Source organism: Streptomyces sp. NPDC005962 (assembly GCF_040629205.1).
GTDB lineage: Bacteria > Actinomycetota > Actinomycetes > Streptomycetales > Streptomycetaceae > Streptomyces.
In genome coordinates, this window is sequence record NZ_JBEXVE010000013.1 from 134,950 (window position 1) to 157,297 (window position 22,348).

12 protein-coding genes are annotated in these 22,348 nt (G+C 67.7%); 7 read left to right on the forward strand and 5 right to left on the reverse strand.

The window, feature by feature from the left end; all coding sequences use genetic code 11:
• Nucleotides 1–3: 3 nt before the first annotated feature.
• The 3 genes from ABZ370_RS22860 to ABZ370_RS22870 form a co-directional block, all read right to left on the reverse strand.
• A complete protein-coding gene (locus ABZ370_RS22860; protein ID WP_358623866.1) occupies nucleotides 4–3,972 on the reverse strand; it encodes a phage resistance protein in 3,969 nt (1,322 codons plus the stop codon).
• Nucleotides 3,973–4,213: 241 nt separating this feature from the next.
• Nucleotides 4,214–4,438: a DUF397 domain-containing protein gene (locus tag ABZ370_RS22865; protein WP_358623869.1), complete on the reverse strand. Its 225-nt coding sequence runs from the start codon at nucleotides 4,436–4,438 to the stop codon at nucleotides 4,214–4,216.
• Between the two features lie 3 nt (nucleotides 4,439–4,441).
• On the reverse strand, nucleotides 4,442–5,317 hold the full coding sequence (locus ABZ370_RS22870) for a helix-turn-helix transcriptional regulator (protein WP_358623871.1): 876 nt from the start codon (nucleotides 5,315–5,317) through the stop codon (nucleotides 4,442–4,444).
• A 297-nt stretch (nucleotides 5,318–5,614) separates the two neighbouring features.
• Here ABZ370_RS22870 and ABZ370_RS22875 point away from each other — a divergent pair, with 297 nt between their 5' ends.
• Nucleotides 5,615–6,271, forward strand: a complete 657-nt coding sequence (locus tag ABZ370_RS22875; RefSeq protein ID WP_358623874.1) for an ATP-binding protein — start codon at nucleotides 5,615–5,617, stop codon at nucleotides 6,269–6,271.
• Nucleotides 6,272–6,274: 3 nt separating this feature from the next.
• Here ABZ370_RS22875 and pglX read toward each other — a convergent pair whose 3' ends face one another.
• Both pglX and pglW read right to left on the reverse strand, forming a co-directional pair.
• Nucleotides 6,275–9,853 (reverse strand): BREX-2 system adenine-specific DNA-methyltransferase PglX, encoded by a 3,579-nt coding sequence (pglX, locus tag ABZ370_RS22880; protein ID WP_358624118.1) that lies wholly within the window; start codon nucleotides 9,851–9,853, stop codon nucleotides 6,275–6,277.
• A gap of 259 nt (nucleotides 9,854–10,112) precedes the next feature.
• Nucleotides 10,113–14,801, reverse strand: a complete 4,689-nt coding sequence (gene pglW, locus ABZ370_RS22885) for a BREX system serine/threonine kinase PglW (RefSeq protein WP_358623876.1) — start codon at nucleotides 14,799–14,801, stop codon at nucleotides 10,113–10,115.
• Between the two features lie 427 nt (nucleotides 14,802–15,228).
• Between pglW and ABZ370_RS22890 the strand changes: the two genes are divergently transcribed.
• From ABZ370_RS22890 to ABZ370_RS22915, 6 genes are all read left to right on the forward strand, one after another.
• A complete protein-coding gene (locus tag ABZ370_RS22890) occupies nucleotides 15,229–15,408 on the forward strand; it encodes a hypothetical protein (protein ID WP_358623879.1) in 180 nt (59 codons plus the stop codon).
• A gap of 51 nt (nucleotides 15,409–15,459) precedes the next feature.
• Entirely contained in the window at nucleotides 15,460–16,878 is a 1,419-nt protein-coding gene (locus ABZ370_RS22895) for an N-6 DNA methylase (protein ID WP_358623880.1), read from the forward strand.
• Between the two features lie 1,376 nt (nucleotides 16,879–18,254).
• On the forward strand, nucleotides 18,255–18,770 hold the full coding sequence (locus tag ABZ370_RS22900) for an SWIM zinc finger family protein (protein ID WP_358623883.1): 516 nt from the start codon (nucleotides 18,255–18,257) through the stop codon (nucleotides 18,768–18,770).
• Entirely contained in the window at nucleotides 18,767–19,183 is a 417-nt protein-coding gene (locus ABZ370_RS22905; RefSeq protein WP_358623886.1) for a hypothetical protein, read from the forward strand. The genes ABZ370_RS22900 and ABZ370_RS22905 overlap by 4 nt, the downstream gene beginning before the upstream one ends.
• Before the next feature lie 47 nt (nucleotides 19,184–19,230).
• Complete coding sequence (locus tag ABZ370_RS22910) at nucleotides 19,231–19,716, forward strand: hypothetical protein (RefSeq protein WP_358623888.1); 486 nt, start codon at nucleotides 19,231–19,233, stop codon at nucleotides 19,714–19,716.
• Nucleotides 19,717–20,461: 745 nt separating this feature from the next.
• Nucleotides 20,462–21,895 (forward strand): DUF234 domain-containing protein, encoded by a 1,434-nt coding sequence (locus ABZ370_RS22915; protein ID WP_358623891.1) that lies wholly within the window; start codon nucleotides 20,462–20,464, stop codon nucleotides 21,893–21,895.
• The last annotated feature ends 453 nt before the right edge of the window (nucleotides 21,896–22,348 follow it).

A 22,348-nucleotide genomic window follows, 5' to 3' on the forward strand; every position in this document is an offset into this window, starting at 1 on the left:
CGCTCATTCCACGACCCGCCAGCTGATCTCGATCGTCGCATCGGGCTCGGCGGCCGTCAGTTCGTCCAGCTCCGCCCGGAGCTGGGCCACCGCCTGGGACACCGTCGTCCGGCCGCCGCCCGAGCGGCGCGCGGGGCGAGGGCCGGGCAGCGGGTGCTTGGTGGACACGGGCGGCTGATCGGTGTCGTTGTTCAGGCTCACCTGATTGGGCGTGGTGAGCGGGGCGGCCTGAGACGCGGGGGCGGTGGATGGGCCGACGGGCGTGGCCGTGGGCGGCTGCGGCCTGGCTGCGGCCTGGCTGCGCTCGATGACGGTGACGATGGACTTCCGCGCGTCCCGCAGGGCGTCCTCGAGCCGCATGGTGCGCTGATCGGCACGCGCGGCGCCGCGCAGCGCCTCCAGCACCGCCTCGCCCTGCGGCCCGTAGTTGGGCGCGAGCCTCAGCATGTCCCAGGCCGCGACGACCAGCGCGTCGGCGACGGCTTTCGCCTGCTTGATCGAGGCCCCGTAGCGGCCGGCGGACGCCTCGCCCAGGTCGAAACCGGCGAAGGCGGTGATGACCTGCTTGGCCGCCGCCGAGCCTCCCGCCGGGCCCTGCGAGAGGCCGGACAGCTCGCCCAGCAGGTCACGCGAGCGGCGGGCGAGGGTGAGCCTGCCCGTCGCGGGTTCGTCGGCCCCGTCCAGGCCGAGCAGCGCCGCGTGCTTCTCCAGCTCCTCGACGAGCGTGTCCACATGCTGCTTGTAGTCGCGGGCCTTGTTCGTGATCTGCCGGGCGAAGTGGCTGACCAACCGTCCCCGGCGCAGCTTGGGGGGCTGCTCCCCGAAGATGTCCCAGAACCGGCGTCCGGCCTCTTCCCAGACGGATTCCTCCGGCAGCGGCTGGGAGCGCAGCGCGTCCTGGGACTTGATGGCCGAGAGTTCGGGGGCGGGGTCGAGTAGGGAGCCGGCGCGCACCCAGACCCGGTCGTCCATCTCCGCGTAGGAGGCGATGACCAGGTTGGCGAGGAAGGGGTCGAGGCCCATGGGCTCCGGCCGGTCGATCCACTCGGTGAGCTGGACGACGCTCAGGTCGCCCGGCCCGGTGTCGTTACGGGCCTGCAGGTTGAAGTGGTCCACCCAGCGGTTGGAGGGCCGGAAGTACGCCTCCTTCTGCTGGCCGAGCCCGAGCGGCGCCGCGACGCGCCGCATCACCGCCCGGTCCTTCGAGGGGATCTCGACCTGACGGTCGGCGGATTCCGCCGCCGCCCGGATGAACGTGAACACGGTACGGGCATCGCTCGGCTTGACCGCGGTGTTGGTGCCGTCGGGGTCGAAGTCCGGGTGCGCGGGGAACTGGTGCGTCAGCAGCTGCTTCACGATGTGCCGGGCCCCGCCGGACAGCGTCTGCCCGATGGAGACCCGCAGCTCGGGGACGTCACGCAGCGACTGGAAGTGTTCGTCGAACGACACGTCGACGTCGGCCGCCTTCTTGTCCGCACAGCCGTAAGCCTGCTTGAACGCCGCCTTCACCACCTTGATGAGGGCCTCTCGCTGGTTTTCGAGGAGCACCCTGGCCCGCGCCCGGTTGTCGGCGTTGAGGTGCTGGGCGTAATGGGTGTCGAAGCGCCTCTGGTCGGCCAGTGCGGAGTCGATGACCACCAGCCGTTGGAAGTCCCGGAAGCGGGCTTCCGACAGATGGGTCGGGATCCAGCCGACGGTACGGGGGCCGGAGCTGGGCTGTTCGCGGAGCCCGCGCATACGGTTGGTGGCCTCGACGGGCCCGTACTCCCCCTCGTGGTAGGGCAGGTCGATCACCAGCCGCCACAGACCGTGCTGGCTGGGCGGGAAGTCATGGCCGGGCATGGCGTCCGGGTCGGCGATATTGCCGACGACGACCTCCGCCGTCCGGTTCGACCCGCGCCAGATGAGCGTCAGCTCGTCCGCACCCAGCCGCTCATGGACGTCCAGATCGAGCTCCTCGGCGAGGAGCCGCTTGGCGAGGGCCCGGCGATTGGAGTGGTTGTTGTTCACGTTGGCATTGGCGATGACGGAGTCCACGTCCACCCCGGCCAGCTCAAGCCGTACGCCCGGGTTGACCCCGGTGCCGGTGGGCTTGATCTCGGCGAAGCGGGTGGCCCACTCGTCCACCTTCGCCTTGATCACTCCGACCTCGGCACCGGGGATGGGGGTGAGGACCGAACCGTGATTGAGCGCGCCGAGCCGCCGGATCGTGAGATCCCGGAGCGCGGGCACGCCGGGGGCGAGCGCCGACAGCAGAAGGGTGCAGATCAACCGGTTGTCGCCCACGAAGCCCCGGCACTGCCCGAGAAGCCGCTGGCCAGTAATGGTCTGGCGGCGGTGCTGATAGCGTTCGACGTCTTCTTCGGTGATCTCGTACGTCGCCAGCAGGTGGGGCCGCAGCTTGGTCCGGTACAGCTTGTCCGCGACCTTGAACTCCACCTTCAGGCTGTCCACGAACGGCTTGTCGCCGCCGTCGGCGATGACCGGGTACAGATCGCCGAGCGGGATCAGGTTCTCCAGCGTCGCTTCGTTCCGGTGATCGGCGAGCAGCTGGCCCATCAGCTTCAGACCGGTGCGGGAGCGCTGGAGGGCGGAGGAGATGTGGACGAGGGTGTCCATGAAGGCGGGGGAGAAGGGGTACGTCAGCCGGAACGACTCCTCATCCGCCCCGGTCGTCGCCTCGTCCGAGCCGAGCAGCACGTCCCAGATCTGCGGCCCGACCCGCTTGATCTTCGTGAAGGCGGCGTCGAACTTGGCGGCGGCCTCCGTGTCCTTGGGCCTGAGGAGGCGGGCGTGCGCGATCTGGGGGAGGTTGCGGTCTTCGAGGGTGATCTTGTCGAAGCGGCCGGAGGCCAGGTTGAGGCTGTCCTGGATCGCGGTCTCGGCCGCGCCGGATGTTTCCTCGCCGACGAGTTCGCGCAGGTCGCGCTGGCGGGCGATGAAGGAGACGATCGGGATGGCGCGGCGCGAGTCGGCGCCCTCAACAAAGTTGGTGATCTTGTCCGTTTCGCGGGAGACGAACTTGTGGTCGTGGATCCGGTTGGCGAGCCAGAGGATCAGCTCGTCCATGAAGAGGATCAGTCCGTCGTAGCCGAGCGACTTCGCGTGCTCGGCGATCACGGCGAGGCCGGCGTCGAGGGAGATGAACCCGTGCTCGTCCTCGGCGGCGTTGCGGGCGAATCCGGGGAACCAGGTGACGCTCGCGTCGTGGACGAGCTTCGCGCGTAGCTCGGCCGGGGTGCTGGGGTTGATGAGGTTCAGGTTCGCCTCGCCGCCGTCCAGCTCCTCGGCGGCCAGCGCGGTGTTGAGGAGTTCCGGCGTCCAGGCGAACGGCTCGCCCCACTCGTCGTCGTCATCGTCCTGGTCGCCGCCTGCGGCGCCGGGGGTGGGGGCGTCGGCGAGCCCGTCGATGAAGGTCTGGTCGCCCACGCGCTGGCGATGGGAGCGGATGTCCTCGAAGAGGGAGTCGGTCCGGTAGACCTGCGGGGTGGGGGCGTCCTTGTGCTGGGGCAGGGCCTTGACGTGGCTGACGTAGCCGCCGAGGACCCGCTGCTCCAGGGACTTCGCGCTGAGCATGTGGTACGGGACGAGGAGGAAGTTCTTGCCCTCGGTGCCCAGCCACTCGTGCTTGGTGAGGACCGGGTCGAAGTCTCCGCGGCTGCGGACCGCCGGTTCGCCCCGGAGGAGTGCGTGCAGGACGGCCATGAAGTGCGACTTACCGGAACCGAAGGAGCCGTGGAGATAGGCGGCCTTCGAGGTGTTCCCGTCCAGGGACGCCTTGATCAGGCCGAGGGCCTCGTCGAAGTTCTCCAGGAGCCGCTCGGTGACGACGTAGTCCCGCAGCGCGCGGGCCGCCCCCTCGTCGGTGACGGCCTCGGCGAGCTTCAGCACGAAGTCGGAGGTGGAGATCGACGTCTTGATGTCGATGACGTCGCGGAGCAGTGGGGCCGTGCCGGTGGCGTTCGGGGCCATCTGTGTCTCGCTTCTCCTGGTTCCTGCGTCCTGTTCAGCGCGTGGGCCTGGACAGCAGGGTGTTCCCCCCTGACCCGGGACGGCGGTCACGGATTGTTTCTGTGCGGCCCCGGTGTGTTGTCGTCAGTCGTCGTGCGGACGGCTGCGGCCCGTCCCCGATCGTAACGGGTTGCATATAGGAGAGAACCAGCGCGCACGGTGGGCTGCTAGGTGCGGCTGAGGCAACCCACGCAGTCACCGCCTACAGGTTGTCGAAGTCTCCGGTGGCCATTCCGGCCTTGAAGGCATTCCACTCACCGGAGGTGAAGCAGAGGTGCGGACTGGAGGGGTTCTTCGAGTCGCGGACGGCCACTCCTCCGTCGGGGAGGGCCGCCAGTTCGAAGCATTCGCCATTGTTGGCGGTGAAGCTGCTCTTCTGCCAGGAGAGCGTGGTGGGGTCGATCGAGTAGAGGCCTATCTTCTCCATCAGTCAGCTTCCCTTGTTCCTGGTGTGAGCGATGACGTCGCGGCTCTCCTCCGGAGAGAGGGCCGCATCGGTGAGACCCCGGAAAAGCCGGTGCAGGCGGCGCAAATCCCGAGGGTCGTCCATCGTCAAGCTACCAGCGACCGACTCACCGAAGGCCACGTCGGGCACGTCTTCGTCCGAGAATTGAAGGATGCGGAACGCCGCGATCTGAGCCGCTTGTTCGCCCTTCTCGTAGGGGACAACGCGGAGATCAACGTTCGGGTGTGTGGAGATCTCCTGCAGATGTTCCAGCTGCTCCTGATGTGTGCGCGTGCCTCCCACCTGGAAGTCGAGTGCCGCCTGTGCGATGACGTAGTGGCACTGCAGCGGGGACTTGGTCTCGTGTAGACGGTGCCGCTGTCGCAAGCTCCGTACCTCGACCAGCGCCTCGATTTGATCCGGCCCGAGCGAGGCGAAACCCACGCCAGTGACAGCCTGCGCGTATGCCTCGGTTTGCAGGAGCCCTGGCACGATGCCGACTTGGTACTCGTAGACGGTCGAGGCCGCCGCCTCGAATCCGAGGAAGCGTTCGTACTGCGCGCTGATCACCTCGTTGTATCGGGCCCACCACGGTTGCTGCCGTTCCCGAGCAGCTGCATGCAGCTCAGCGAGCTCATCGCGCTGATCCCTGGGGACTTCGTAGAGGTCCATGAGCTGGGCGAAGTGCTTCTGGGAGCACACGCGCTTCCCGTTCTCGATGCGGCTGATCAAGGAGACGTCACAGGCGAGCGCGGCTGCCACGTCGGCGATCGTGAAGCGGTTGACCTCCTGGCGTAGTCGACGCAGGGCTCGGCCGAACGTCACACGAGACATCAGCAGAGTGCTGTTGCCATTGCTCATTGCCCCTCCTTGTGCTTGCGGTTGGCGTGGAGACCGGATCAATGACGGAGATCTTCGATCTAGAAGGTGTCAGAAACGATCGACTTTCCATCATCATGTCAATTGACACTTCTAGTGACTTGACGATGCCCAGCTGTGGGGTGCAGCTTAGCTCCTGTGACGCACTGCGCTCAACTGAATGCTGTGTGTGTTCGAAGTCCTGTGTGAGTGGAGAGATGCGCGGGACGACTGACGACCGAGCAAGTTCCCGCTCTCATCCGGGAGGTCGGACTGCTCGCTGGATCGGTGGGAGCTGTCATGGGTGAACCTCGCGAAGTGAACTTCCGGCTGTCTCGTCGGCGGAGCAGCGTCCCCCGAGCACGCGCCTTGCTGCATTCCGTGCTCGGTGACTGGGGTGCCGGACCAGACGCGGTGGAGACGGGGGAGTTGGTTCTCTCGGAGCTGGTCACCAACGCCATGCGGGTGCGGGTCCCGCGTGACCGGCTGGTCGGTGTGCGGATCGCGTGGCTGATGGAAGACGGCCTACTGAGGCTGGAAGTCAGCGATGCGGGCGACGGGAAGCCCGAGGTGCGGACGCCCGGAGGCGATGAGACGGGCGGGCGCGGGCTGCTGCTTGTGGAGGCGCTGGCCCATCGCTGGGGTTGCGAGGAACGCGCGTGTGGGATCGGGAAAACCGTGTGGGTCGAGCTGAAAGCCCCAGATCTGGTGCCTGAACACGATGGGACCGAGATCGCTGCGGTGGCGGTCCGGCCAGGTCAGTGCGTACGGGTGTGGGGCACGTGGCGCACGGTCCGGAGCGTGAGTACTGAGCGGTCAGCGTCGGGCGGCGGGCGCACCATCGTGCTTGAGCTGGACGAGGGCCCGGCCCTGCGGATCGATGCCACTGCGCCGTTGACCGTTCGAGACGCTGATGTGTCCTCCCTGCGCAGAGGCGGGGAGGACACACTTGGTTAGCGATCAGCCCTTGCCCGGGCGCCGGCCACGAGCGGCCGGGGCGGGCCGCCAGGCCCGCAGATCGCCGTCGGTCAGACCATGCTCACCCTGCTGGGTGGCCCGGTAGCCCGCGAAGAAGGCTGCGGGGGAGCTGCCGTACAGCGGATCGAAATCGTTGTGCCACTGGTCAAGCCAGGGCTGAAGTTCCAGCAGCCCCGCGAGCAGCGGTGTCATCTCCTCGGTGGAGAGCCCACCGTGGTTCGTGAAGTACGTGGCAAGCGCCTGGGCCTGCTCCCGGTGATCCCAGCCCGCCCAGCCGAACAGCGTCGGCGTACCGGAGATCGCGCTGGTCGCGTAGGAAATGAACCGCTCCTTGGGCACGTCCAGCTTGCCCCGGGCCCGCCAGTAGGACGGCTTGAGGAAGTCGGCTGAAGTGTACTTCGGCGGCACGGGAATCGAGTCCCGGATCTTCCGCTTGGCAGGCTCTTCCGGGGCGGCGTCTTCCTTCCGCTGGAGATCCCACACGTGCTCCCAGTCGACGCGCTTCTTGAGGGCGGCGGGCTTGTAGCGCAGGGCGGCGAGGAACGGTACGTGCTCTTCGGCGAGGAGGTCAGCGATGACAGCCGCCAGCTCCGTACGAGGGGCGTACAGCTCGGCGACGGATACAAAGTCCTCATCGAGGGAGAGGGCGGAGGTGAGCTGGTCCCGGGTGAGGAGGGTCGGCTGCGCATCCTGGAACCAGAGGTCGCGGTTCTCTATCCGGTCTAGCAGCCAAGACTTGAGCGCACGCTCCTGGAGTACGTCCCACCCCGCGGTCGCCCAGCGGCGCTTGTACTCGGGTCGCTCTACCATGCCGATGGCGCGGGATGTCTCGATGACCTCGATGCGCTTCTGCACGACGGCTTTGTAGGAGTCGGGCCAGTGCTCGGGAAGCTCAGTGGTGGGCGTGAACCTGTGGTTGTGGTGGCTGAACCATGATGTGCTGACTTCGCCCTTTTCTACCTTGCGAGCCAGAACGATCGCAAATGCTCGTTCAGCAGGGTTCAGCTCCGGGACGTCTTCAAGATCTGCGGTGATCTCGCTATTAAGGAGGTTATAGGCGGCGTAAATTTCCCAGTCAAGCTCTTCTTGGAGGGCGATCAACCTGCTGCGGATATGCGTCCACTCAGTCTTAGCCGCACGAAGGGAATCTGTGCTTGGGGTCCGACCATCCTGCGCCGCCTGGACGGCTGGGCTAGCGGCAGCTAGCTGTTGAGCAAGTGAATCGATCTCGTGCGCGATTCCGGTGGGATATGAAGCAGGGAGCGGGAACTCTTCGACTTTGGTACTAGCGAACTCGAACCTATGTTCCCATGGCTCGTCGGCGCCAGTCTGCTCCGCTCCGGGGCGTCCCTTGTTGTGACTCACTTGCTTAAGCCAGAAGCACGCGGTGGAGCTATTCAAGAGGCCGGTCAGGCGTGCATGATCTTCTTCCGAAGCATCTTCGCGGAGCTTGATTACCGGGGCTGTCTGCTTGAATACATTGCCGCCTCGATCGAGCGCGAAATGGTTGTGCGTGGCAACAAAGGCGAGCGTGATTGAAAGCGGTGTCTTGTACCGCTCAATGACCCATCGATACCATGTCCACCAGGGCTTCCCTAGTTCTTCCTGTGAACGGCCGTCGAAGTTTGTTGTGGACCGCAGGTAGCGCCGGGTGGGCCAGAGAACCCTCGCCCAAGGTGTTGATTCGTCGTACGGGAGTGGCTGCAAGGCGTCGTCATAAGGCGCAATGGCACTCTCATAGCAATGTGTAACCCAGTCGCGCACGACCTCGCCGACGATGAGGGGTTTGGCAATTGACTCAGGGATTCGCTGCCGCCTGAGCGCTGATGGCGTACTGACGAATGCATCATCCTGTCCAGGGAAGCTCGCGAAGCCGATGTCCTTGGGAAGGATGCTGCGCAAAGGTGCGATACTGGTCGATTCGATTTGACGGACCATTTCGAGTCCGCCGTCGGTCAACACCCAGGGCTGTTTGTTGAAGTATTGCTGGCGCTCTAGATCGTCGACAGAAACCCACTCGCTTGATGAGCCTGATTGGTCTACCTGCTCGACAATTGCACGCCATACTCGGCCCTCTGCGCCATTCTTCGGCGTAGACGGTTCCGCTCGAACGCTCCGTACGGTTCGAATTGACGCGGCGCGGTCACTTCCGGATCGTCGCCGACCCACCAAAATTACTGTGGGTGTGCCATGCCCTGGAATGTATGCACCCGAGGTGTCAATGACCTCCGTCAGTTCCACTTTGTGTGCGAAGTATTCTTCGATCAGCTTCGTTCCGAACTCTCGCTTCATGAAAGAGTTTGCGGTGATTTGGCCGACCATGCCGTACCCTCGACCGTTGAGATCTCCGAGTTTCGCCAACTGGAAGAAGCGTTCCGCAAACGGAACTGACAGTGCGTATGACCCACCGCAGGAGGCATACAACTCGCGGTACAAGGCGTTCAGTTTCTTGTCCTTGACTGTGATGTAAGGCGGGTTCCCCACCACAACGTCATAACGTCCTTGTTCCAGGATCTTCGGATATTCATGCAAGTCCTCCGTCGCATACGAGAACTCCGCCAGAGGATCTCCTGACTCCTCCTCGAGTAGTGTCAGCTCGAGTTGCCGCGCCTTGATGAGTGAGTCACCCACCGCCAGGTGAATCGGCCAGTCGTACTTGCCCGCCTGCGCCAGCGTCCGCACACCCGCAGCCGCCATCCCCGCCACCAGTAGCCGGAATCGAGCGATAGCTACTGCGAACGGGTTGATATCCACCCCGTGCACCGCGTTCAGCGCATCCCGCACGCGCTCATGCACGTCCCGCCCCGGCTCTCGATCCGCGAACAACCGCACCATCCGCCGAAACGAGCCCAGTACGAAGTGCCCCGACCCACACGTGGGGTCGATCATCTTCAGCTCGCCGAACTTCTGGCCCAGCTCCCGTACCACCGGATCCATCGTCCGGTCGAGGATGAACTCCTCCACAAACTCCGGTGTCTGAAGTAGCGCATACGTCTTCCGTGCCGACTCCGACAGCCACTGATACAGGTCGCCCAGGAACCGGGTGTCCCACCCCTCCGTACCGTCCCCGTTCAGCGGATCGGAGAAGTCGTGCACCAACTTCCCGTCATCACCCTCACCCCGCTCACGCCAGAACTCCACCAGCCCCCGTGCACCGTCATGCGACAACGGAATCTGATACAGCGGATTGCGCTGCTTGCTAAACAGCAGCTTCCCGGCCTGACCAGCCCCCAGCTCCTCAAACGCCCCCTCCAGCCAGCCCCGGTACGTCGGGTCCTGCTCATCCTCCACGTACTGCGCGTACCGTGCCTCCGCAAGGTCACGGCGCTCCGCATCCGGACCCGTCAGGTACGGCTCCGGAATCAGCCCGTTGTCCTCGCAGAACCGCACGAACACCGTGCCCAGTACCCACGCCACCGCGACCTGCGTGACCCGGTCGTCCAGCCACAGGTTCCACGTCGCCGCCGTACGCTCCAGCTTGCGCGCCTCGTCGTACTCGGCCCGCAGCCGGCCCGCGACCGATTCCGCCACGCGAACCTGCTCCGCGCGGTCCGCTGACAACTCGCCCGCAGCCAGACGCGCATCCAGCCAGGCAGCCCACCTCGGGGTCGCCGAATCCGCCTTGCTCGCCTTCTCGAACTCCTGCCGCAGCGGTTTGAGGACCGACTCCCAGTCCCTGACCTGCTTGTCGAGGTCCGCCTCGATCGTCTTGACCTGCTTGATCAGGTCGGCCCGAAGCGCTGCAGCGTCAATCACGTCGTCACGTCTCCCGTAATCCCGTTCGTCCCCATGGTCTCGGCAGCACCCACGCTCAGCGCCGCTACCCGTCCCCCGACAAGCCCGCCGCCGACGCCTCGGCCCGGTGCTCATTCGCCACCCACGACTCCGGCAGCTCGATCCATTCTCCCAGCCCCGCCTGGTACGGCACAGCCGTTGTCCCCAACCTCGGTGGTCGCGCCGGATCGCCTTGCGGGCACAGCAGCCATAGCCCGCGCCCCCCGTCCCGGGCCGCCTCGGCCAGCCGTTCCAGCACCGCCATCGCGTCGTACCGCGCGAACGCGCCCGCGTCCGTCAGCAGCACAGGCCGTACAGGCAACCCCGAGCCGTACGACGACGCCCCCGACACCAGCTCCCGCAGCCGGGGCTCCACCGCACCCCAACTCGTCCGCGCGTACTCGCCGAACCGCATCGCCGCCTTCGACCCCGGCTCCGCCGCGTCCGCGCGCAGGATCGTCTCCCAGGTCGGCTTCGGCCGCGGGTCCACCTGCTCGTGCAGGGCGTGCAGGAACAGATCGGTCACCGATACGACCTCCGCCCCGAAGCGGTCCGTCGCAAGCTCCCGCAACGCGTGGCCCGCCAGCCCCGTCCGTACCGTCAGCACCCGGAAGCCGTCCCGGCGAGCCGAGGACAGCAGCCGCTCCTCGGCCACCACCGCACCCGCGAGCTGCGGGTCGTCGGAGTAGCGGTGGGCGGTGAGGGTGCCGGTGGCCTGGCGGGCGGCATCCGACGACAGGTACGAGGAGCCGCCGTCCCGCTGGCGCGGGATGTAGCGCAGCGTGCCGGTGCCCTCGCGGGTCTTCAGCTCCAGGTCGAACCCGGCGTCCCGCAGCGCCCTCGTCAGCGGTCCCCCGGTCGGCAGCGCGTGGCCGCGCCGCTCGTTCAGCAGCTCCGGGAAGCGGGCGCGTACCCGCTCGTGGACGTCCTCGCCCGTCAACCCCGGCTGCCGGGCCTCCGGCACTCCGGGGATGAGCGGTACGAGACCCGCCTGGGTGAGGCGCAGTGCCCGCACGAGAGGCAGGTTCCGGGGGTAGATCTCCAGGCGCGGTGTCGCGGCGGCCCGGCGCGAGGCCGCGGCGGCGACCTCCACCAGGCGCCGCTCGTCCCAGTCCACGGCCTCGCTCGGAGGTGCGATGGAGCCCAGCTCCGCCAGAACCGTCGCCGCGGTCGGCAGGGTGTCGAGCTTCGCCAGTCGGTCGGCGACCTTGCCCAGCCGCTGGGCGTAGTGGAGCAGACCGGGTCCGGACGGTGTCTCGGGGGCGTCGTCGGAGCCGACCTCCAGGGCCAGCAGGCCCGCCCCCATGCCCTCGTCGGCCGCGTCACGGTTCGGCATGTGCTGGAACTCCGCCTCGTCCGGGATGAGTTGTTCGACCTCCACCACCGCTCGTACGGCGGCCAGCGCCAGCGCCCGGCGCTGCTCGCGCTCGGGGAGCTGGGTGCCGCGCCGTACCGCGAGAGCGTCCGCGACCTCCGCCGCGGAGGCGACCCGGCCCAGCCCCCGCAGCAGCTCCAGGATTTCGGCGCGCAGCACCCGTACCGCCGGGTTCCGCTTCCACCGGGTGCGCTGGGTCTTCAGCATCTGCGGGATACGGCCCGCCGACAGCCCGAGCGCGGTCGCGACGTCCTTCTGCAGGGGCCACACCCCGATCTCCGGCAGCGTGCCCCGCTCGTCGGGGAGACGCAGCAGCAGCCGGACCATCTCGCACTCGTTGTGGTTCGCCTCGTCCTTCTTCAGCTCCGGTACGAAGATCGTGGCGAGCGTGTCGAGGCTGACACTGCGCAGCGCGCGTTCGGGCAGCCCTGTTGTGCTGCCGCCCTCCGCCATCGCGGTCGCGAGCGCGGCCTCCGCGACCGACAGTTCCTCCTTCGCCGCCTTCCGGCCCTCGGGGGTGAGCGGGGCCGCCGGCTGCTCGGAGAGCCGCTGCCGCCATTCCTTGATGCGGCGGAGGACTTCCTTGCGGGTCTTGGCGCCCAGGCCGGGCGCGTTGACGAGCTGATGACGGCTGTGGTCGAGCAGACCCCCGACGTCGTTGACGCGCAGTCCGTAGACGAAGGACTCGGCGGCCGGGCTGAGCCCCGAGGCCGAGATGGGGGTCTCACGGTGGGCCTGGGCCGCCAGCCGGTCGCGCTGCTGCTCGGCGCTCTCCTCCTCGGCGGCGGGGATCGGGGCGTCCTGGGCCTGCGCCGCCTCCTCCCCGGGGGTGACCGCGCCGCCCGGCGCGGGGGCGGGCTGACGCGAGCGGCGTGAAGACGGCTTCGCCTCGTCCATGGCCAGGAAGATCTTCTTCCAGGCGTCCCGCATCGGCTTGAGGTCGGGAAAACGCTGAGCCGCGTCCCGGTGCAGCGCCGTCCGGAAGAACTCGACCAGGCCGTCCTTCACCGCCGGGTCGAACCCGTCCGCCGCGATCTTCGGGTACGGCTCCTTCTTGGCGTCGGTCTGACGCGGCGACACCCTGCCGCCGCCCCAGACCGGAAGCTCGCGGGAGGCCATCTCATGCAGGGTGACGGCCAGGGCGTACCGCTCGGCGTGCCCGTCGTACACCGAGCGCTCGGTGAGCGTCCCGATGAACGGGTCCAGATAGCCGTCGGTCCCGGCCCCGGTCTCCTGCACCGGGTAGCCGGCCAGCGAGAAGTCGATGAGCACCAGCTCACGGGTGCGGTTCGGGCGGATGCGGATCGCGATGTTGTCCGGCTTGATGTCGCGGTGCCACACACCCTCGCCCTCGAGGAAGTCCACCGCGCCGAACAGATAGTCGCCGTACGCCTCGAGCTGGTCCACCGACAGCCGGCCGTGCTCACGCAGCTGGCGGGCGACGGTCTCCTCGCGCCGCCTACTCCTGCGCTCCCCGGGCGTGGCGGGTTCGGCGTCGACCTCGCGCTCGTCACCGACGTACTCCATGACGAGGACGGTGCGGCGGCCGATGCGCTGCGGCTCCGGCTCGACGAGACGGATGATCCGCGAATCGGGGCGCAGCCGCCCCATCACCTCGGCCTCGCGGGTCAGCATCTCGCCGCGGCTGTCCGACATGGCGACCTTCAGCACCGCCAGGGACTTCGAGAAGCGGACCTCCGGGCCGGCCGTCACATCCCGTACGAGGAACGCGCGGCTGGTCGACCCCGTGCCGAGGCGGCGCCTGACCTCCCAGCGGCCGGCCAGCAGATCGCCCGCGACCGCTTCCCGGGGATCCTTCTCGGGCGCGGCCGGCAGTACGGGCTCCGCCGGGGCGGGCTCGGTCAGGGCGGCCTCCACGACTTCCAGCAAGTCCAGGAAGTCATCCACCGAGTCCAGCCGGTCGCCGACGTGATAGGCGGTGGCCATCTGCACCAGCGCGTCGATGTCATCCGAGAGGCCGTCCACCACCGCGCTCGGCCGCAGCCCCTCGCCCGCCTCGTAACGGGCCAGCAGTTCGGCCTGGCTGGCGGCCGGGGCCTTTCCGGTGGCCAGCAGGTAGGTGAGGACGCCGAGGCCGTAGATGTCCAGCGCGACCGGGTCGGCCTTCAGCGCGGTCAGCTCCGGGGCGAGATACGGATCCGCGCCCTCCGCGAGGTGGGCGCCCGCGCGCGAGAGCGTGGTCGGCGCGAACCGCTCGCCGCCGCCCGGCGCGCCGGACCCCGACCCGCGCTGGACCGCGACCTGCCAGTCCGAGATCTGCAGGTACGGACTGAGCCAGGCCGCTTCCTCGCCGTTCCCGTTCCCGTCCGCGGCCGCCGCCCGGCCCCGGGAGCGGGGCATCACATGGATGGCGCGGGCCGCGAGCGTACGGTGGTAGATCCGGCGGCTGTGCGCCGAGCGCACGGTCTCGGCGAGCTGCCGCACCAGCGCCATCCGGCTGAGGATGTCCAGCTTCTCGCCGTACTGCGCCAGATATTCGTCCAGGCGCAGCGTCCGCGGATCGAAGTCGAAGATCAGCGCGGGCCCCGCCGAGTGCCCGGACGGGTCGTACTGCTTCAGCTGCACGACACCGGGGTGCTTGAAGCTCCGCAGCACCTCCCCCTCGCGCCGCGCCGCGCGCTCCACCGAGGCCCGCAGCTCGGCGTCCGAGCCACGCTCCCGCAGGTAGACACGGATCCGGGCGGCCTCCGGCAGCTCGCTGTGCCGGGCCAGGTAGTCCGCCCAGGTCGGGCCCGAGTCGAACGATTTGCGGTGCAGCAGATAGGGGCCGACCTTGTACTCGGCGTCGCTGCGCGCGATGCCCACCCGCTCCAGGGCCGACTTGATCCGGCGTGACCGCGACCGGTCGATCCGGCGGTGCTCGTCGCGCGGGGGCTCCGCCAGCATCCGGGCGAGCTGGTGGACGGTGTAGAGGCCGTGCTGATCGTGGGCGGGCAGCCGATTCTTCAGGGAGGAGTCGGTGAAGCAGACGGCCTCCGACACCCACACCCGCTCGTCCTCCTGGGCCAGCAGCTGCGCCAGCTCCTTGGCCTTCTTGTTCGCCAGGTGGAGTGGGTTGCCGTGGGTGATCTGCCGGCCGCTGGGCTGGGTCTGCAGCCAGGTGCCGTTACGCGACTCGACCGAGCCGTGCCAGTCCTTCAGTTCGATCAGATACACCCCGGCGGGGGCGACCACCAGCAGGTCCACTTCCCTGACGTGGCCGCTGTGCGCGGTGAAGGTGAAGTTCGACCAGGCGCGCCACGGATCGTTGTCGGGGAGCTTCTCCCGGATCGCCTCCAGCCCCCGGCGCTCGTGCTGGAACTCGGATTCGGTGACCGTGACCCACCGGCCGTCCCGCATGCGCCATCCCCGCTTCGTGTCCATGTCGATCTGTACTGATTGCGGCTGCTCGGCAGCAATATCCCCGGCCCAGATCGTATCGGCTCGGGTGCCGGACGGAGGCGCGCGTGACGGACGGAACCTGAGGAGTCGGCCTGGGCCGGGGCTTCAGGGGCCCGGACGTCCGCCAGGCGCCGCGCCTCGTCCATGTGCGATCGGCAAGCGAGCGACGGCGCGAATTCATTAATTCATCAAAGCCACTTTTGCCGCGTGATCCGCCGATGCGGAATTGAACATGAAGCTCTCCCCAACGGACTGCTACAGGCGATCCCCAACGGACTGCTGCGGTCGTGTACAGTCGTGCGCAGCACGGTGGATGAGGTGTCCGGGGCCGCTGGTGCTTCGCTTTGGGCTACCCGAAAAGGACTTAGGGGGAGAAGTGGATCGAATGAGCCTCATGGTCGTCGCGCTCGTCTTCGCGATCGCGGTGATCTGTGCGCTGGTGGCGGGGATCTGGAGAAAGGCGGCTTCGGGCAGCGTGAACCAGGCCGTGGGGACGGGGGGTTGCGTGTTCCTCGCTGCCATCACGGTCGAGTTCTTGATCGTGAACTATCTGCAGTCCCGCTGACTCGGCGGGCATGATGGGGCAGGTCAACGTAGGACGAGAACGAGAACGGCGGTGACGACGGTGGCGAGGACGCTGGAAGGTCCGTCGCTCGTGCAGGCGCTTGACGCCCTGCGCGGGGCCATGGGCCCAGATGACGCGCTGCGCCTCGCCATGGTGTTGATCCTGCTGCGTCACCAGGCGGACATGGCAGTCTCCGGCCGCGAAGGCGGTACGTCTCCAGCGGAACCTCCGGCGTGGGAGGAGATCGCGCAACTGGAATCGCGGTCCGCCCATCGCCTGGAGGAGGCGATCCGAATGGGTCTTCGGCGTTGGGAGCGGGACACCGGGGTGGTGATGGATCCGGACGTGCCCTCCCTGGAGGGGGTGGGCGGCTTCCATCTGTGGCCGTTGCTCGAGGTGATAGCTACGACGTCCGACCTCGCGGCCCTGTTCGACCAGTGCCTTCAGGCTCAGTCGCAGGCGAGCGGGAAAGGCGGTCAGTACTACACGCCGCGGCCTATCGCCCGTCTCGTGACCGCCGCGACAGCCCCCAGGGAGGGCGAGGCCGTTTACGATCCGGCCTGCGGCTCGGGAGGCTTTCTCCTCCAGGCCCGCACGCATCTCGAGTCGGCCGGGGGGCAGGGGGACAGCCTCGCCTTGTACGGACAGGACCAGAGCAAGGCAGCCCAGGCCGTCGCGGCGATGAACTTCGCGGTGCACGGAGTCAGTGCGCGTCTGGGCGGAGCCTCGTCCAGTCTCCTCGATGACGGATTCGAAGGGACGGACTTCGATGTCGTCATGGTGAACCCGCCGTTCAACCAGTCCCACTGGGATGATGGAGGGCGGGGCCGCTACGACCGGCGTTGGATCTACGGCCCGCCGCCGGCCGGTAATGCCAACTTCGCCTGGGTCCAGCACGCTGTCGGCAAGATGTCCTCCTCCGGGCGAGCCGCGATTCTTCTGCCCATAGGGGCTGCCTCGGGTGCGAGGGCGGCGGAGCGCTCCATCCGTGCCGGGCTGGTACACGACGATCTCCTGAGTTGTGTCATCGAGCTACCTGCGGGACTGATCCCTCATGTGCGCAATGCCGTGACTCTGTGGATCTTTGCCAAGAGCAAGAGCCCCGAGCAGAGAGGGCAGTTGCTGTTCATCGACGCACGAGACGCGGCGATGAGCACTGGGCGGGGCCGCCGTGTCCTCCCCGACGACGCGATCGCACGCATCACGGACGTTTTCGCCGCATGGCGAGGAGCAGAGGACTCGGAACCGTACGAGGATGTGCCCGGCTGGTGCCGATCGGTGTCGACCGCCGAGATCGTGGCGCGTGATTACGACGTGCTGCCCAGCCATCACATCGGCGTACCAACAGCCGCGTCCCCGGCTCAGGAAGGGCATGAACGGGTGGCCGCCTTGACCAAGGAGCTGTACGAGCACTTCGAGACATCCCAACGTCTCGAACGCGAGCTTCGCGACCTTCTGGGGCACGTGTGACACCCGTATCCCTCGAGGACCGGCTGTGCGCGCTTCCCGAAGGCTGGGCCGAGGGGAAGCTGAGTGAGCTGGTGACCGCGCTCAGCTACGGGATCACTCGTCCCGGCGCCCACGTGGAAGACGGCGTCGGAATGGTCCGGGCCTCGGACATCCAGGACGGACGCCTCAGCACCTGTGAACCAAGGCGCATCGCAGCGCGGACCCACGAGGCGAACCCGCGCAGCGAGCTTCGGGCCGGGGACGTTGTCGTGGTCCTGGTGGGGAGGGTTGGCGAAGCAGCGGTCGTCACCGACGACCATCACGGCTGGAACGCCTCCCGGACGGTCGCTGTGCTGCGCCCTGACCTGCACGTGGGACCTGATTGGCTAAGGCTGTGGCTCGGATCGTCGTACGTACGGGATTGGTGTGAACGCCGGGCAACCGGATCCACCTTGCAGCGCACATTGAGTCTGGCCGCTCTGCGGAACCTCCCCGTGCCCCTGCCCCCAATCGGGTCTCAAGCGGCGTTCGTACGCGCGATGCGCACAGTGGAAGCGAAAGCGACAGTCAATGCGCGCATAGCCGAATGCGCAGTGGCCTTGAGCGACGCCCAGTTCGCTGTCGAAGCCGAGGCAGGCGAAGGCTGGCCCGATTGGGACCTCGGCACTCTGGCGTGTCTGCAGTCCGGGACCGCCCCGCGCCCGCGTCCGGAATCAGGCGAGGGGCCACACGAGACGAGGGTGGCATTCGCGGCACCCGCAGACATTTTCCGCAGCGTTGTGCCTTACCTGTATCGGACAGAGGCAAGTCTCGCCTCTGCCGAAGGAGCCGCAGTATGCCCTCCGTCCTCGCTCTTGGTGGCTACCAGGGAGGACGGTGTGCAGGTGGCGGCGAGCGCCATGCCGGTTGTTCCTGGCCGCGGCGTCCTCACCCTGCGTCCGGAGAGCGCAGCCGACGGATACTGGCTGTTGCACGAGATCCGTTCCCGAAGCGCCGAACTGACAGCGGCCTCTCAGGGTGCGGGCGGACGTGAACTCAGCCGACGTGCGTTCGCAGACGTCTTGGTCCGGTGGCCTCCGCTGGAGGTTCGTGAGCGATTCGCGCGGTTGGTGGAGGGTCTCTATCAGCGGGCACGAACCGCACATGTGGAGAACGAGGTTCTCCACAGCCTGCATGGAGAACTCCTGGACAGCTTCTTGAACGGTGTCCCGATCTCCGGTTCATGCGAAGGGGGCACCGCAGGTCGACTGCCCCGAATCCACCACGGCTGATATTCCGGACCGACACCGGCAGCAGCGCGCCGCCCTCTGATCCGCGCCTGACCGCGTGAGCGGGCGCCTGGGCGCGAAGGGCGAACAACCTCAGTCGCCCGGCCGGAACACGATTGAATCGAGCCCATGAGCACAGCCCCTTACATAGAGTCGGATGTCCGCCAGCTCGCCGGTTCCCGGTCGTACGAGCGCGGCCTGGGTTACCTGGACGCCGTGGGGCCCCTGCGCGTCGAGAAGGGTCGGGTCACCGCCACTGTGGAGGGCACCGAACGCTATCGCGTCGTTCTCGACGACAGCCGAGGTCTGCGGGCCGCCTGTGACTGCCCGTACGGCGAGGAGGGCCACTTCTGCAAGCACTGCGTCGCCGTGGCACTCACCGCGCTGCGCGAGGAGGCGGCGGCGCGGGAAACCGCCTTGGACGCCTGGCTCGACGGGCTCGGCCGTCACGAACTGCTCGCTCTGGTGCGGGAACGGCTCGCCGAGGACCCGGACTTCACGGAACTGCTCTCACTGCGCGCCACCATGGCCGGCGGCGACACCACGTCGATCCAGGCCGACATCAGCGTGCTGCTCGACCCGGCGGCTTCAGCCAGTACGGATACATCGCATACGAAGACGCCCACGGCTACGCGGCCCAGGTGACCCGCGCGGCCGAGGCGATCCGCGGTCTGGCCACGGCGGACCGGGGTGTCGCCGCCGTCGCAGCGGCCCGGGAGGCGATCCACCGGGTGGTCGGCGTGTACGAGTCGGCCGACGACTCCGACGGCTGTATCGCCGACGCCGCGGCGGAGCTTGAACGAGCCCATCTCGACGCCTGCCTCGCCGCACCGCCCGACCTCGACGCGACCGCGCAATGGCTGATTGACCACTGCCTCGGCGACGGCGGCAAATACCTCGAGACCGAGCCGACCGACTACCACGACGTCCTCGGCGTAAAGGGACTGGCCACATTGCGGGCCCTGGGCGAGGAGGCCCTGGCCCGCAATCCGTCCGGATGGGCCGAGAAGTACCTCATGGAGTCCCTGGCACGGGCCGCCGGTGACCTCGAGAACTGATCGCCATCCACGCCGCCGAACTCCACCCCGACGGATGCACCCATCTGGTGATCGCCGGAGAGCTGGAGGCGGCGGATCGCCCCGGCGAAGCCCTGGAGTGGGTGGAGAACGGGCTGCGCCACGCGGCGGCCGAGGGCGAGCCGGTCCATCGCGGCCTCGTCGACTACCTTGCCGAACGCTACGCGGGCGACGGCCGCACGGCCGACGCGCTCACCGTCCGCCGTGACCACTTCCGGGCGGAGCACTCCCTGCATGCCTACCGTGCGCTGCGCGCCGCAGCCCGCGCCGACGGCCGCTGGGACGCCGAACGCCCGCCCGCCCTGGAACTGCTGCGCGCCGACGCGGGGGAGGGCCGCCGGAACCGGTGGGGTGGCGGCCCCGTCCTGATCGACGCGCTGACCGACGCCTTATGCTCTGCCCTGTCTGTGGTCGGATTCCATTTCGGGCTGATCGGGCATTTGGGCGCCGCGAAACCACATACCGATGCAACTGCGATCACTGTGGCACGGTACGGGAGACGCGTCGCTGTGTGAAATGTGACGACCGGTATGCAGTATTGACGACTGTAGACTCAGAGAGTCAACCCGGCGGCTATGGAGACGATCTGGATCGCGCGTTTGCCCAGGACTTGCTTGCCGTCCCCTGTTGGCAACGGAGTCGCAGCTATATTTGCCCCTCGTGCGGTAGCTGTGCGGAATTCCGCTCTGGCATCAAAGATGCGGCCTGTATGCGTTGCTCCGCACCGAGCGACTGAGCGGGCTTCGCGAGCGTTCTCAAGGCCGCTGCCTCAGAGTGCAATGGCACATCTATGGCTACGGCTCGGGCGGCGCTGGGGGCTACGTCAACGAGGTCGTCACCACCACCGGTGTCGCCTGCCCGACCCCTCGCAGCCCGTCCGTGACCATCTCCATTAGCTACGTCGCGATACCCGGTGGCCACTCCCGCGTGCGCACCTGTGCCCAGGCTGGATGGTGAACTCTTCCATCTCAGATCCCATCACTGTCGACCTGCCCGGTTCCTGGTGTGGTGGTGGAGCCTGTGCGCCGGGTGGCCCGTTGTCGTGGAGTTCTGGCGCCGCGGCGGGTGGCGCAGGTGCGGTCGTCCGTGCCGCGGAGTCGATGCGGCGCCCGCTTGGTGCGCCGACGGAGCCGTGCGGCGGCTCGCACGGGGAAGCGCGTGGTGACCCGAACGAGATCAGCTAGCATCTAAGTAAGATTCAATCTACGTAAGATCGAATATACGTTTCAATGGCGCGCCGCGCTGGACGTAAGGGTAGCGATGAACTTCAAGGGCAGGGCTGCCGACCTCGGCCTGCTGGCCCGCCAACTCGGCCTGGTGGCTAAGGGCGCGGGCGCGACCCGGGGACAGGCTGTGATCATGACGGGGCGGCGCCGGGTGGGGAAGTCTCGGCTGGTCCAGGAATTCTGTGACCGGTCCGGCCTTCCATACGTTGTCTTCCAGGCGACCCGGGGTCGTAACGCCGTGGCCGAGCGCGCGGACTTCGCCTCGGCCCTCGCCCAGTCCCCGCTGCCCGGGGCGGAGCTCGTGGCCGGGCTGCAGGCCGGAGATTGGAACCAGGCGCTGCGCTCCTTGGCTGTCGCGGTTCCGGACGATGTCCCGAGCATCGCGGTGATCGACGAAGTGCCGTGGCTGGTGGAGCAGGATCAGGAATTCGAAGGAGCGCTGCAGACGGTCTGGGACCGCTACCTGTCCGCCAAGCCGGTCCTGTTGATCCTGGTGGGCAGTGACATGTCCGTGATGGAGGCGCTGCAGTCCCATGGCCGTCCGTTCTTCGGGCGCGCCACGAAGATGACCGTACGGCCGCTCCATCTGGCCGATGTGCAGGCGATGACGGGGCTGGACGCCGCGGAGGCGGTGGACGCGCTACTGATCACGGGGGGCTTCCCGGAGATCGTCCAGTCGTGGCGGCCCGGAATGGGCCGTACGGACTTCCTGCGTGAGGCCGTCGCCAACCCGCTGTCGGCGCTGCTGGTGGCGGGTGAGCTGTCGCTGCTGGGGGAGTTCCCCGAAGCCTCGCACTCCCGGGCAGTGCTGGAGGCGGTCGGCAGCGGTGAGCGGACCTTCTCCACTATCGCCGCGCAGGCCGGAGGCGCCGGCGTGCTGCCCTCCGGAACGCTGTCCCCGCTGTTGAATACGCTGCAGGCCAAGCGCATCCTCGCCGCCGATCTGCCGCTGTCCGCCAAGGCCGACACCAAGAACAAGCGCTACCGGATCGCCGACCCCTACCTCCGGTTCTGGCTCGCCTTCCTCCAGCGGGGAATCCCGCTCATCGAGCGTGGCCGCGGGGATCTCGCCCTGGAGCGCATCGAGCGGTCCTGGACCACCTGGCGAGGGCGTGCGGTCGAGCCAGTCGTCCGGGAGTCGCTGCTGCGCCTGCTCCCCGACGACACGTGGCCCCGAACGGAGGCGGTCGGCGGCTGGTGGAACCGGCAGAACAACCCTGAGATCGACCTGATCGGCACCGACCGTGAACCCGTCGCGGGCGCGGTGCACTTCGTCGGCTCGATCAAGTGGCTGGAGTCCCAGCCGTTCGGCCGACGCGAATACGACGCCCTGGTCCGGGACATGCTCGCGGTGCCTGGTGCCGACCCGGACACTCCGCTCGTAGCCGTCTCCCGCTGCGGTATCGAGGACGGTCTGCCGCTCGCGGCACATTGGGGCCCGGAAGACCTCGTCCGCGCTTGGCAGTAGCCGCCCCGCTCGCGTCGGTTGCGTGCATGCGGACACAAGAAAGCCCCGCACTCAGCATCACAGCTGATGGCGGGGCTTTGCGGCACTTACACAGAAGTGCCCCCGGCAGGATTCGAACCTGCGCACACGGCTCCGGAGGACGGATAATTCCCGGTTGTTTCCGCAGGTCACGGGCTTACCTGACAGGATGTCAAGTCTGTCGTCCCGCGCATGTCCCGCGAGATTGAAATGCCTTGTTTGGCAGCTTTGGTCTACTTGTCGGCGACTGCTCGTCGGTCGCCCTCTGTGGCGGAGGTCACGATTCCCTCGGGCAGGCGTAGGAGTAAAGCGTGCCGCCTTCACTCGAACAGGGAGATGTTCCGGAGCGCGTGGGTAAGTGAAATGCGCCGGGTTGCCTCTGGCTCCCGCGGCGGCGCATCCGACGCGATGGCTTGGGCTGATGCTCCAGCTGTA

Bases quoted from the DNA above. Each gene is read 5' to 3' on its own strand.
- ABZ370_RS22860 (WP_358623866.1), bottom strand. From the start codon at position 3,972: ATGGCCCCGAACGCCACCGGCACGGCCCCACTGCTCCGCGACGTCATC.
- ABZ370_RS22865 (WP_358623869.1), bottom strand. From the start codon at position 4,438: ATGGAGAAGATAGGCCTCTACTCGATCGACCCCACCACGCTCTCCTGG.
- ABZ370_RS22870 (WP_358623871.1), bottom strand. From the start codon at position 5,317: ATGAGCAATGGCAACAGCACTCTGCTGATGTCTCGTGTGACGTTCGGC.
- ABZ370_RS22875 (WP_358623874.1), top strand. From the start codon at position 5,615: ATGGGTGAACCTCGCGAAGTGAACTTCCGGCTGTCTCGTCGGCGGAGC.
- pglW (WP_358623876.1), bottom strand. From the start codon at position 14,801: ATGCGGGACGGCCGGTGGGTCACGGTCACCGAATCCGAGTTCCAGCAC.
- ABZ370_RS22890 (WP_358623879.1), top strand. From the start codon at position 15,229: ATGAGCCTCATGGTCGTCGCGCTCGTCTTCGCGATCGCGGTGATCTGT.
- ABZ370_RS22900 (WP_358623883.1), top strand. From the start codon at position 18,255: ATGAGCACAGCCCCTTACATAGAGTCGGATGTCCGCCAGCTCGCCGGT.
- ABZ370_RS22915 (WP_358623891.1), top strand. From the start codon at position 20,462: ATGAACTTCAAGGGCAGGGCTGCCGACCTCGGCCTGCTGGCCCGCCAA.